The organism is Streptococcus sp. S5 (assembly GCF_034134805.1).
GTDB classification, from domain to species: Bacteria; Bacillota; Bacilli; order Lactobacillales; family Streptococcaceae; genus Streptococcus; species Streptococcus lingualis.
This window is the reverse complement of the sequence record NZ_CP139419.1, coordinates 751,389-763,920: the sequence shown is the minus strand read 5'-3', so window position 1 is coordinate 763,920 and position 12,532 is coordinate 751,389. Positions and strand designations below refer to the sequence as shown.

9 protein-coding genes are annotated in these 12,532 nt (G+C 43.0%); 1 reads left to right on the top strand and 8 read right to left on the bottom strand.

The annotated features are described in order from the left end of the window. Window positions 1–56 precede the first annotated feature (56 nt). From thrS to ccpA, 4 genes are all read right to left on the bottom strand, one after another. Window positions 57–2,000 carry a threonine--tRNA ligase gene (gene thrS, locus SM123_RS03510; RefSeq protein ID WP_150906396.1) on the bottom strand — a complete coding sequence of 648 codons (1,944 nt, stop codon included), beginning with the start codon at window positions 1,998–2,000 and terminating at the stop codon, window positions 57–59. Between the two features lie 353 nt (window positions 2,001–2,353). After that, entirely contained in the window at window positions 2,354–3,676 is a 1,323-nt protein-coding gene (locus SM123_RS03505; RefSeq protein ID WP_320909831.1) for a glycosyltransferase family 4 protein, read from the bottom strand. A 1-nt stretch (window position 3,677) separates the two neighbouring features. Then, a complete protein-coding gene (locus SM123_RS03500; RefSeq protein WP_037599374.1) occupies window positions 3,678–4,676 on the bottom strand; it encodes an LTA glycolipid anchor biosynthesis glycosyltransferase, IagA/BgsA family in 999 nt (332 codons plus the stop codon). A gap of 141 nt (window positions 4,677–4,817) precedes the next feature. After that, on the bottom strand, window positions 4,818–5,822 hold the full coding sequence (gene ccpA / locus SM123_RS03495) for a catabolite control protein A (protein WP_061591300.1): 1,005 nt from the start codon (window positions 5,820–5,822) through the stop codon (window positions 4,818–4,820). Between the two features lie 160 nt (window positions 5,823–5,982). Between ccpA and SM123_RS03490 the strand changes: the two genes are divergently transcribed. After that, window positions 5,983–7,065, top strand: a complete 1,083-nt coding sequence (locus tag SM123_RS03490) for a M24 family metallopeptidase (protein WP_024055142.1) — start codon at window positions 5,983–5,985, stop codon at window positions 7,063–7,065. Window positions 7,066–7,304: 239 nt separating this feature from the next. Here SM123_RS03490 and SM123_RS03485 read toward each other — a convergent pair whose 3' ends face one another. From SM123_RS03485 to SM123_RS03470, 4 genes are all read right to left on the bottom strand, one after another. Then, window positions 7,305–7,754, bottom strand: a complete 450-nt coding sequence (locus SM123_RS03485; RefSeq protein ID WP_320909830.1) for an Rrf2 family transcriptional regulator — start codon at window positions 7,752–7,754, stop codon at window positions 7,305–7,307. 111 nt (window positions 7,755–7,865) lie between these two features. Then, window positions 7,866–8,708: a metallophosphoesterase family protein gene (locus SM123_RS03480; protein ID WP_061591427.1), complete on the bottom strand. Its 843-nt coding sequence runs from the start codon at window positions 8,706–8,708 to the stop codon at window positions 7,866–7,868. A 254-nt stretch (window positions 8,709–8,962) separates the two neighbouring features. Further along, window positions 8,963–11,686 carry an FtsX-like permease family protein gene (locus tag SM123_RS03475; protein ID WP_320909829.1) on the bottom strand — a complete coding sequence of 908 codons (2,724 nt, stop codon included), beginning with the start codon at window positions 11,684–11,686 and terminating at the stop codon, window positions 8,963–8,965. A 13-nt stretch (window positions 11,687–11,699) separates the two neighbouring features. Further along, a complete protein-coding gene (locus SM123_RS03470) occupies window positions 11,700–12,401 on the bottom strand; it encodes an ABC transporter ATP-binding protein (protein ID WP_320909828.1) in 702 nt (233 codons plus the stop codon). Window positions 12,402–12,532 lie beyond the last annotated feature (131 nt).

Genomic DNA, 12,532 nt, shown 5'->3' with positions numbered 1-12,532 from the left:
ACTGAAATAGTTGTTGCTTTTTCTTACTAAAAAATATTTATCAGACTGTGATCGTTTTATTTCTCAACACGAGATTTATTTGCAATATCTGCAAGAATCAATTCTACAAATGTATCTACCGGCATGGTTTCTGTTTCTTTTTGACCATAACGGCGAACGTTTACAGCCTGCTCTTCCATTTCCTTGTCACCAACGATTAATTGGTAAGGAATTTTTTGAGTTTGAGAAGCACGAATCTTGAACTGCATTTTCTCATTGCGTTCGTCTACATCGGCACGGACACCACGGTCACGAAGTTTCTTAGCTACTTCCCAAGCGTAGTCCACGTGTTTTTCGTTCGATACTGGGATGAGAGTTACTTGGTGAGGGGCAAGCCAGGTTGGGAAAGCTCCCTTGTAGTTTTCAATCAAGATCGCAGTAAAGCGTTCCATGGTTGAGATTACCCCACGGTGGATCATGACTGGACGGTGTTCTTCCCCGTCTGCTCCAATGTAATGAAGATCAAAGCGTTCTGGAAGCAAGAAGTCCAATTGGATCGTAGAAAGAGTTTCTTCTTTACCAAGAGCTGTTTTCACTTGGATATCCAATTTTGGTCCGTAGAAGGCTGCTTCTCCTTCAGCTTCATAGTACTCAACACCCATATCATCAACGGCTGCTTTCAACATGCGTTGAGCATTTTCCCACATTTCATCGTTATCAAAGTATTTGTGTTTGTCTTCAGGATCACGGTAAGACAAGCGGAAACGATAATCTGTCAAGTTAAAGTCTTCATAAACATCGATGATCAATTGAAGGATCTTCTTGAATTCTTCCTCGATTTGTTCTGGAGCCACAAAAGTATGACCATCATTCAGAGACATTTCACGCACACGTTGCAAACCAGTCAGAGCACCAGATTTTTCATAACGGTGCATCATACCGATTTCAGCGATACGGATTGGCAATTCACGGTAAGAGTGCACATGGTGTTTGTAGACTTCAATGTGGTGAGGACAGTTCATTGGACGAAGAACAAACTCTTCTCCATCCCCCATATCCATTGGTGGGAACATGTCTTCACGGTAGTGATCCCAGTGACCTGAAGTTTTATACAGTTCTACAGAAGCAATTGGTGGAGTGTAGACGTGTTGGTAGCCTGCTGCTACTTCTTTATCAACGATATAGCGTTCCAACTCACGACGGATGGTCGCACCATTTGGCAACCAGAATGGAAGACCTTGACCAACTTCTTGAGAAATCATGAAGAGGTCAAGCTCTTTACCAAGTTTACGGTGGTCACGTTCCTTAGCTTCTTCACGCATTTGAAGGTAGTTCTTCAAGTCTTTCTTGTCAAACCATGCTGTACCGTAGATACGTTGCATCATGGCATTGTCGCTATTCCCACGCCAGTAAGCACCAGCAACGTTAAGAAGGTGGAAGATTTGGATGCGACCAGTTGATGGGACGTGTGGGCCACGGCAAAGGTCAACGTATTCACCTTGACGGTAGATGGTCAACCCACCTTCGTCTTCTGAGTGTTCTTCAATCAATTCTAATTTGTATGGATCATTTTTGAAGATTTCACGCGCTTCATCTTTGGTCACTTCTTCACGAACAGATGGGAAGTTTTCTTTCACGATTTTCTTCATTTCTTCTTCGATACGAGGAAGGTCTTCGTTAGAGATTTGACCAGCTTGGTTGTCTGTATCGTAGTAGAAACCATCTTCAATCGCTGGACCAACACCCAAGTGGATATCTGGGAAGAGGCGACGAGCTGCTTGGGCAAACAAGTGAGCTGCTGAGTGACGCAAGATTGGAAGAGCGTCTTCGTGATCAGGTGTCACGATTTCAATGCTTCCATCTTCGGTGATGGCACGAGTTGTGTCAATCAATTTGCCGTTGAATTTACCAGCAAGAGCTTTTTTAGCCAAAGAATTGCTGATAGATTGGGCAATTTCAAAAGTAGTAACGCCAGATTCGAATTCACGAACAGCGCCATCTGGGAAAGTAATCTTAATCATGATTTTCTCCTTATAAAGTTTTTAGTAGCTAAATGGGTGGGAGGTGTCTTTGAACATTGGAATCGTCACTCCTTTTGATGTCTTCATGAAGAAATCAAAAAAGCGACCTCCTCGAAAGGACGTCGCAACGTGGTTCCACCTTCATTTATGTTCCTCAAAAAAGAGGGACACCTCTGATTGGCTCTAACGTAGCCACCGTTTTATGTTTGCATAAAAGAATCACGAGTAGTCCCAAACCTATCCTCTACGCGATTTCCAGCCCCACGCGCTCTCTATCAGATTTCCTAGATTTGATATGTCTCTGTCAGTTATTATAGCACGATTGAAAAATTTTGCAAGAAAAAGTTTCATTTTCAATCAAAGAAATGCGTGATTTTACGGATTTTCTTCACTTGTTTGACCGAAGCCTTCATCATCTTCACAGATCCATTGACCGGAAGAGCAATCACCTTGGTCGGGATTTTCACAATGGTCTTAGACATCCGCTTAACCCGACTTTGCTCAGGATTCAAATCATTTGAAAAGTCTTTAGAGATGATTTTATCCAAGTAAAATTCGTAGACCCGACGGCCAAAGGTTGCTGCAGAAATATCATCAATCTTTTCTGCCCACTTGGTCTCATCGATTGGAGGCATCTCCTCAATCGCTTCAAGAATCGCTTGTGCCAGATCACTCTCTTCATAAAAGAGCTTTCCAAACATAGGGTCATCAATCACATGATCGAGATAAGGATTGCCATGAGCGATGATCGGGGTACCACTCGCAATACTCTCTAAATAAGTCAACCCTTGCGTCTCACTCGTTGAAGCTGAAATAAAGAAGTCAGCCGCCTTATAGTAAAGAGCTGTCTCATTTGGTGGGATCATCCCTGTAAAGACAACCGCATCTGAAACGCCAAGTTTCGCCGCTTGTTTTTTCAGATCATCCAAATAAGGTCCATCCCCAGCCACAATCAACTTGACTTTTTGATTGACCTGAAGGACATCAGGAAGAGCCGCAATAACAGCCTGAATATTTTTTTCATAAGAGACCCGCGACAAGCTCAATAAAAGCGTTTCATCTTCTGCGACTTCATATTTTTCACGAAGAGCCGCAGTCTCTGTCGGAGTAATTTCTGGCCGGTCAAACTTGGCCAAATCAATCCCTGTCGGAATAATGCGTTTTTCTGCCTTGACCTTGTACTTTTGGAGCAAGTCATAGACGATCTCGCTTGGGCAGATCACGCCGTCCAGATCATTCATGTAACTTCTCACAATGTATTTGACCATACTTGGGCGAATGACCATGCCTCTCGCAATATAGCGGACATAGTCCTCATACTGGGTATGGTAGGTATGAATGACTGGAATCCGCAATTCGCGTCCAATCCAAACTCCCAAAAGGCCTAATGAAAACTCAGTCTGGGTATGGATAATATCCAACTGGTATTGCTTGGCAATGGCAAGTGCCTTTGAAAAACCACGATAAGCAACGCGGCGGTCCTTAAAGGCGAAGAAAGGCACACTTGGAATCCGAATAATCTGCCAATCTTCATAGCGGTTCACATCTTTATCCGTTGTCGTAAAGATAAAGACCGTGTGACCCAATTTTTCTAATTCTGTTTTGAGCGTCCGAATGCTGGTCGCCACTCCCGAAACTTGCGGGAAATAGGTATCTGTAAATAATCCTACACGCATCTTACATCTCCAAAACTGTTTGATAGGCTTCGACCAATTGATGAGCCACTAAGTCGATCGAACGACTCTCAGCAACCTTGTAGCCAGCCTCCCGCTTATCTACTTGTCCGTTCAAGACCTTGTTCAAGGAATCCACAAATTCATCCACATTGTGGCACAATTCAGATGAGCTCTCGTCGATCCAGCCATTGTATACGGGAATGTCCCGCAAGACCGTATGCTGATGACTAGCCAAGGCTTCTAAAACAACGATTCCTTCCGTTTCTTCATAAGATGGGAAGAAGAAAGCATCTGAACCCGTCATAGCCCCTTGGAAGACCGCTCCCTTGAAATAGCCAGGGAATTCCACATTACTAGGATGATCCTTTTCCACTATGCGACGAATCTTACGCGGAATGATCCATTTGTTAATCGATCCAAGCCAAATAAAGCGCACATCCGGCATGCGACGAGCCACTTCTACGAAATCTTCAATCCCTTTGCGTTTAAAATACAGACCCGCACAGATAACAACTTTTTGGCCTTCTTGGATATTAAAATGCTTGCGAAAGACTTCTTCTTTTTTCGGATCCTTCTTGTATTTTTCCAAATCAATCCCATTGGAGACCGCAATAATCGGTGTTGTCACTCCATAGGACTGAATCAAGTGTTTGGAATACTCCGAAGGCGTGATGACATAGTCCGCCTTTTGGTACATGTGAGCCAAATATTTCCCAAACAAGGGCGCAAAAAAGTTAGACCCGATAAAGGAATTTTCAAAATCCTCACGGGTTGAATGGCCATGCATGATGACTTTCTTTCCACGACGTTTTGCTGCATGGAGCAAAAGGAAACTCCGTGGGCCATAGGTATTGATATGCACCACATCATAATCTCCTAAAATATCTGTCGTATACGGAATCCCAGCCAAATCAAGCGCATGCATTTGATGCTGCAAGGCTCGACCAATTCCTGATTTTTGTAATACGGATTTTCCTTCTAAATACAGTAAAACTTTCATACCTTCTATTATACCGAAATAAAGAGTGCCCAGCAAGTCTCTACCTGTTTGCAGTATAAAAAAGAGGTTAGAACAGTTTTGTTCTAACCTCTCAGACTAGTAGACACATCTTCCCAAGTCGAGACTCTAGTCTACTAATCCTTATTTTTTCGTCGTTCCACGTTGGTTGATCGTATGAGACAACAACACTTCGCGTTCTTCCAACTCTTCTTTGTGCATGATCTTGGTCAACATACGCATACTAATCGCACCTAGGTCATACAAGGGTTGGCCAATCGTTGATAGATTTGGACGCGTGTAACGTGTTACTTGTGAATCATCACTAGTAATGATTTCAAAGTCTTCTGGTACTTTGATACCGTGATCAGACAAGCCGTTCAAGAGACCTGCAGCCAATTCATCACCTGTCACAAAAGCAGCTGTTGCTTTTGACGCAATGATGCGTTCTGCCAAGTTGTAACCTTCATCATAACGGTATTTCGATTCAAAGACAAGTCCTTCGCTGTAGCTCAATTTTTTCGTTTTCAAAGCTTCTTTATAGCCCGCCAAACGGATTTTTCCATTGATATCATCCACCAATGGGCCACTTACAAAAGCAATTTTCTTGTTGTGTTTTGCCAATTGTGCAACAGCATCAACTGTCGCTTGCTTGTAGTCGATATTGACACTTGGTAATTGGTGTTCTACATCGACTGTCCCAGCAAGGACGACTGGCGTCCGAGAGCGTGAAAACTCTGAGCGAATCTTTTCTGTCAAGTGATAGCCCATGAAAATGATTCCATCCACTTGTTTTGAAAAGAGGTTGTTTACTACTGAAACTTCTTTGTCATCGTCTTCATCGCTATTTGCAAGGACGATGTTGTACTTGTACATTTCCGCAATGTCATCAATCCCTTTAGCCAAGGTAGAGAAATAGCTGTTGGTAATGTTTGGAATCACAACACCGACCGTTGTGGTTTTCTTGCTGGCAAGACCACGCGCAACAGCATTTGGACGGTAATCCAAGCGTTCGATCACTTCCAAAACTTTTTTACGTGTATTTTCTTTAACGTTCTTATTTCCATTCACTACACGACTAACGGTTGCCATTGAAACCCCTGCTTCACGGGCGACATCATAAATCGTTACTGTATCGTCTGTATTCATAAGATTTCCTTTCATTGTTGAAAATTTCGTTTTCATTCTCTAATTAATCCTATTTTATCATGGATTGTAAACACTTTCAAGTATTTTGGTAAAATTTTGTAAACTCTTGCTTTTTTAGGGAAAATTTGACAAAATAGATCCATAGAAAGAAGGTAGCATTATGTCTAAATTAGATCAAATCGTCGATTTTCTTGAAACTGAAAAAACAGACGTCGCTGTTGTATCTGATCCTGTCACGATCAATTACCTGACTGGATTTTACAGTGATCCCCACGAACGCCAACTCTTCTTGTTCGTCTATACAGACCACGAACCCCTTCTCTTCGTTCCTGCACTTGAAGTGGAACGGGCGACTGCTGTTGTCGATTTCCAAGTAGTTGGCTATGTAGATTCTGAAAACCCTTGGGAAAAGATTAAAGGGGCTATCGCTAAACCAGATGCCAAAACTGTTGCACTTGAATATGATAACTTGATTCTGACCAAGTACAATGGTTTGCGCACTGTCTTTGAAAAAGCGGAATTTACTAACTTAACACCACGGATTAACCGCATGCGCTTGATTAAATCTGCTGATGAGATCCAAAAGATGTTGGTTGCCGGTCAATACGCAGATAAGGCTGTCAATATGGGGTTTGACGCCATCTCACTGGATAAAACCGAAACGGATATCGTTGCAGAAATCGACTTTGGCATCAAACGCTTGGGCTATGAAATGAGCTTTGAAACTATGGTCTTGACGGGGAATAATGCAGCTAACCCACACGGAATTCCTGGAAGCAATAAAGTCGAAAACAATGCTCTCTTGCTCTTTGACCTTGGCTGTATGGTCAATGGTTATGCATCAGATATGACCCGTACCGTCGCGGTTGGAAAACCGGATGATTTCAAAAAAGAAATCTACCACTTGACGTTAGAAGCTCAACAAGCAGCCATCGATATGATCAAACCTGGTGTAACCGCACATGACGTTGACCGTGCTGCACGGAGCGTCATTGAAAAAGCTGGCTATGGTGAATACTTCAACCACCGCCTTGGACACGGTATCGGTATGGATGTGCATGAATTCCCTTCTATTATGGAAGGAAATGACCTGGTACTTGAAGAAGGCATGTGCTTCTCAGTCGAACCGGGGATCTACATCCCTGGAAAAGTCGGGGTTCGAATTGAAGACTGTGGCTATGTAACAAAAGATGGCTTTGGACTCTTTACAGAAACCAGCAAAGACTTGCTGTATTTTGACTAATCCTTTTGTAGATCCAAGTCGCAGCAAACAGAATGTTTCGTCAATAAATATAAAAAATGAGGCTGGGACAAAAGTCCTAGCCTCTCAATTGTCTTTGGATTGTCGAGCAAGACGCAGTGGTTGAGTGGGCTCTACTGCGCTGATTTCATCAGCTTTTACAGCCCTACTCAACTGTGCGGAGGTGGGACGACGAAATCGAATTCTAACGAATGACCGATTCCTGTCCCATTCTCATTTTCTTATGAAACCGATTCGAGGTCCATTCTTTTCTGCGCGTCTTCTACGACTTCTTTTAGGCTGGTTTGAGCCATCTCTTTTTCCATAGCAGTCTGAATGTCTTCGAGCTTCCCATCTAAGACATGGTGGATATTGTGACCTATTGGGCAATTTGGATTGGGTTTTTCATGGAAACCAAATAATTGGCCTGTCGAACCTAAGCATTCGACCGCTTGATAGATATCCAGCAGACTGATCTCATCGGCTGCTTTAGCGAGTTCAGCTCCTCCTGTCCCACGCGCTACATGGATCAATCCCGCTTTCTTTAACTGAGACAAGGTCTTTCGAATAATGACCGGGTTCACCCCAACACTCTCAGCAATCATATCACTGGTCACCTTGGTACAGTCCCCTTTTAGGGCAATCATCACTAGTACATGGGTTCCAATGGTAAACCGACTCGAAATTTGCATGTCTTTTCTCCTTTCTGCCTGTTCTGAAAGTGGCATCTATTGGACGATTGTCAATAGACGACTCTTACTACCCTTATTATACTAGTTTTTGTTGTAATGTCAACAGTTACACTATTGGAAAAAGTCCTCTAACCAAGCATCGATTTCTCGATCATGACCTTCTCTCTGCTCAATTTCATGAAGTAGCTCATGATTGTGGGTATGATGAATGCCATTGACCAAACTTTCATAATACACTTGATAATAAGGAAGATGGAGGTCTTTTGCCAGTTGAAGTTCTTTTTGCACATCATAATCCACCCGTTTAAAATCGATATCTTTTAGCCCCGTTTGATCAAATTCAAGAATGGCATACATGGCCCGAAGATCCTTGCGAAGATTCTTTTCCAAAAAGAAAGGTTGACCGATCGACCCAGGATTGATGATCAGTTCTCCTCCTGTCCCGTAGCGAAAAAACTGCTGGTGAATGTGTCCGTAAACTGCAATATCACAAGACGGGTTTGTCACCAAGCGATCAAAATCCTTCTGCTCACCAATGTGGATCAATTCCCGACCCCAATTCTTATCGGGTAAGTGGTGGGTAATGCCGATCTTTAAACCGGCGATTTCTCTATGGACCTGCATGGGCATTTCCTGCATGGCTTCAATTTCCTGAGGCGTGATTTCTTCAAGAATATATTGACACTGGCGCATAAGGTAGCGATGACTTGGTCTAGTCTCATCCAACATCCCCCTCATGGCGCGCCAAAGACTATCTTCCCAGTTTCCAAGGACTTTCACCGTAATAGGAAGCTCCTCTAACAGCTCCAAAAGAGCGCGTCTGCCTGTTCCAGGCATCAAACTATCTCCCAAGAGCCAATATTCATCCACCTTGGCTTTTCGACTATCCTCTAGGACAGCTTCCAAAGCTGTCGTATTTCCATGAATATCTGAAAGTAAAGCAATTTTAGTCATGATCTTCTCCTACTCTCCATTATAACAAAGAGAAGAAAAACTTCCACCCTGAGGTGAACGTTTTATGAGAATTCTGTGCTGCTCGAAATGAAAAATAAGGTTAGAGGGCTCATTTTGTCGCTATCAGCTACGGGCTTTGTATCTTATAAACGAACACGCCTACAACTCTTTGGAAAAAGATAAATCCAACTAGAAGCGGACGCTTCGTCGTTGGATTTCCTATTTTCCTTTGAGTTGCTTAACGGCTTTGTATCTTAGTCTACTGATTTGAGGGCTTCGAGCATATCTACTTTTCGGAGATAATGGTCAACATAAATTCCTAACAGGACCAAAAGAAGGATCAGTCCTCCTACAGGGAAGAGGAAAACACCAAGTCCTACTTTGGGGTAAAAGAGAATGGCATCTGGTGCAATCATGGCAATAAGAAATTGATGAAGATAATAGCCACCCACTAACCCCATGAGGATCCCTATGATAGACAATAAGATGGTTTCGCGGTAAATATAGAGTGTCACTTCCTTATTATGGAATCCCAAGACCTTGATGGTCGATAATTCACGAATCCGTTCTGCTACATTGATATTGGTTAAATTATACAAGATCACGATAGCTAACAAAACCGATACGACTACTAGAATCATCATGGTGGTGTCCAACGATTTGGCAACTGAGTTAAAGAGAGAAATCATCGAAGCATTTTGGCTGACTGCCTTCACAGCTGCAAGAGCCATCATGTCCCGACTAACTGCTTGCACTTGTTGTGTGGATGAATTTCGCAGCTGTACCAAATAGCTGTTTTCTGAAGTCCGCTCTCCGTAGATTTTTTGGTAACTTGCCTGATCCATATAGATAAAATGGCCGACATAATTTTCAGTGATTCCTGCCACCTTAAAAGTGTGACCATCTAGGGTCAGTCGATCCCCAACTGTAACCTGGGCTAGTTGTGCCAGTTTGCTACTGATGATAACCCCTTTCTTTAGAGACAAGGACTCCCCTTGCTTGAAAGAACGCAGGCTGACAAAGGGAGAAAAATCTGCACGATCCGTAACCAACATCATAACGGTCTGTTTGTCGTGTCCATTTTTTAAAGAAGCTTCAATGACCTTACTATAGATAGCTCGATAATCCTTGATGTCTGATTTTGCCAGACGATTGGTTAGTTCTTTGCTTTCTTGGTAGGAGGCATTCGTTTTTTTGGCTACAATCAACTCATAAGATAGGATCTCTTGAAATTGGCGTTTGGAAACACTTCCTACAGAAGATTGAATCCCTAGCCCTGCAAAGAGAAGAGCAACAGAACCCGCCACTCCAAAAATGGTCATCAGCATCCGTTGTTTGTAACGAAAGAGATTGCGAGCAGTAACCTTGTGCGTGAAATTCAGACGTTTCCAAATAAAATGGAGACGCTCCAGAAAAATTTTCGAACCGGATACCGGTGGCTTGGGCAGTAATAAGAGATTGGCTTCTTCTTTTAATTCCTTACGAGCAACCCAGTAAGCTGGAAGCACACTTGCAATGAAAGACAGTCCGAGCGCAATCAGAGTTATATCCCTATAAAAATACTCTCTGCTCTCTCCTATAACCATCCCTTGCATAATAATGTTGGAGATGATTCCCGATAGGAAATAATGCCCCAACAAGCTTCCTAGAAGGGTTCCAATCGTACCAGCAAAGAATCCATAGAGGACAAATTTGAAAATGATGTCCTTGGTTCGATAGCCCAACGCCTTAAAAACGCCTGCATTGGTCCGCTCTTCATCGACAAAGCGCGTCATCGTGGTGAAGGTCACCATGGCTGCTACCAGATAAAGAACGACCGGAAAAATATTTCCGACAGCAGAGATACTGCTACTAGCATTGCTATACATCAGGTAACCTTGTCCGCCTGGCATGGTCTTGCGATCATAAACATGATAAGTTGGAATTCCCAGCTGATCTCGCTCGGTTTGGGCTTTTTTTAGCTCCTCCTCTTTTTTTGCAAGCTCCGTTTCACCTTTGGTCCAGTCCTTCTTTTTCTGATCTAGTTGTTCTTTAGCTTGATGGATTTTTTCTTGGCTGGCTACTCGCTCTTTAGCTGGCAGAAATGGAGCTAGTTTACTGAGTTGCGTCTCCTGCAAGTCTAATTGCTTTTGAGCCTGATCGATCTGATTCTTGGCTGACTGGAGTGTTTCCTTGGCACGACTGAGTTCTTTCTGGCCTTTTTGGATCTGCCCATCCGCCTCCTTCTTGAGTCTTTGATAGCGAGCCCTTCCATTGTCTTTCAGAAGTTTTTCTAACTCTTCTTGGTGAGCTTCGAGCCGTTTTTGGTAGACTTGCGAAAAAGAATCCAAAGATCGCAGATCATCAAACTGGATCCGCGCTATCACAGGAAGTTTAGTCGTAAAGACCTCTTTTGAAACCAGAGCATAGGCATCCAGATTCCCACTGCCACTCATGGCAGTGCCTAAATTCTTTTGAGACCACAGCTCAGAAGATTGAACAAAACCAACAATGGTGAATTGCTTTTGCTTTAAACTAGAGCGAGTTCCAGCCTTTTCTTCAAGTGTGAGGGTATCTCCTATCTGATAGCGAGCCTCCAAAAAACTAGCTAGAGCGAGTTCCTCTTCTTTCTTTGGTAGGCGACCCTTGGTCACACGAAAAGAAGAAAGGCTCTTTGGGGCAGAAAAAAGTCGAATTGCCTCTCCTGTTCCTTTCACTGTCAGATCTAGCAGTGAACCAAATTCGACACGCGCCCCTTTGACTCCTAAAAGCTCTTCTTGATCTGCCTGGTCTAATCCCAAGTCCCCCATGACAGCAAGATCTAGCATCTTTTGTTGCTGAATAAACTGGTTAGCCGTTCGATGCATATTTGGAGTAGTCACCTTTAAGCCTACCAAGGCCAAGCTTCCCAACAACATCAAGGTTAAGATGGAGAGAAAACGTCCTTTTGAATGTGTAAAAGAACCAAACAGATCCTTCCAATAGATTTTTCGTTTCATGCTAGCACCTCTTCTAATACTCTAGTGTAGTAATATCTTGAGGAAACTCATTGATTTCTATAGACTTGACCTTGGCATCATGCATGCGAATCACACGGTCTGCAATCGGAGCTAAAGCAGCATTATGGGTTACGATGATGACCGTCGCTCCCTTTTTACGAGACATGGCCTGTAAAATCCCCAATACTTGCTTACCTGTCTGGTAGTCTAAGGCTCCTGTAGGCTCATCGCAAAGGAGAATTTTAGGGTTTTTCGCCACTGCTCGAGCGATCGCCACCCGTTGTTGCTCTCCACCTGACAATTGGGCAGGAAAATTATCAAGACGATTGCCAAGTCCTACTTCTCTTAAAACGGCTTCCGGATCCAAGGCATCAGAGACGATTTCTGAAGCCAATTCGACATTTTCCTTGGCTGTCAGATTGGCTACTAAATTATAAAATTGAAAGACAAAGCCAACGTCATCTCGTCGATAATCCGTTCGTTGATGGGAATTGAGCTTAGAAATATCCACCCCATCAATCAGGACCTGCCCTTCGTCATTCGTGTCCATCCCTCCTAAGATATTGAGAACCGTTGATTTTCCAGCTCCTGACGCCCCTAAAATAATGACCAATTCGCCTTTTTCAATCTCAAAAGAAACATCCTGATTAGCGAGAATCTCCGTTTCTCCACTAGTGTATCGCTTGTAACAGTGCTGCATTTCGATGTAGGCCATTTTTTCTCTCCTCCCTCCTATTTCCTATCTATATTATAGTCCTTTTCGTATAGATTACAAAGAAATCGAGGTAGTGAAAAACAAGGTTATCCTAAATTATCATGAAGGATTATAAATTTTATGCTATAATT

Excerpts from the sequence above, each read along its gene's own strand:
- thrS (WP_150906396.1), bottom strand. The coding sequence starts at position 2,000 with ATGATTAAGATTACTTTCCCAGATGGCGCTGTTCGTGAATTCGAATCT.
- SM123_RS03505 (WP_320909831.1), bottom strand. The coding sequence starts at position 3,676 with ATGCGTGTAGGATTATTTACAGATACCTATTTCCCGCAAGTTTCGGGA.
- SM123_RS03500 (WP_037599374.1), bottom strand. The coding sequence starts at position 4,676 with ATGAAAGTTTTACTGTATTTAGAAGGAAAATCCGTATTACAAAAATCA.
- ccpA (WP_061591300.1), bottom strand. The coding sequence starts at position 5,822 with ATGAATACAGACGATACAGTAACGATTTATGATGTCGCCCGTGAAGCA.
- SM123_RS03490 (WP_024055142.1), top strand. The coding sequence starts at position 5,983 with ATGTCTAAATTAGATCAAATCGTCGATTTTCTTGAAACTGAAAAAACA.
- SM123_RS03485 (WP_320909830.1), bottom strand. The coding sequence starts at position 7,754 with ATGCAAATTTCGAGTCGGTTTACCATTGGAACCCATGTACTAGTGATG.
- SM123_RS03480 (WP_061591427.1), bottom strand. The coding sequence starts at position 8,708 with ATGACTAAAATTGCTTTACTTTCAGATATTCATGGAAATACGACAGCT.
- SM123_RS03475 (WP_320909829.1), bottom strand. The coding sequence starts at position 11,686 with ATGAAACGAAAAATCTATTGGAAGGATCTGTTTGGTTCTTTTACACAT.
- SM123_RS03470 (WP_320909828.1), bottom strand. The coding sequence starts at position 12,401 with ATGGCCTACATCGAAATGCAGCACTGTTACAAGCGATACACTAGTGGA.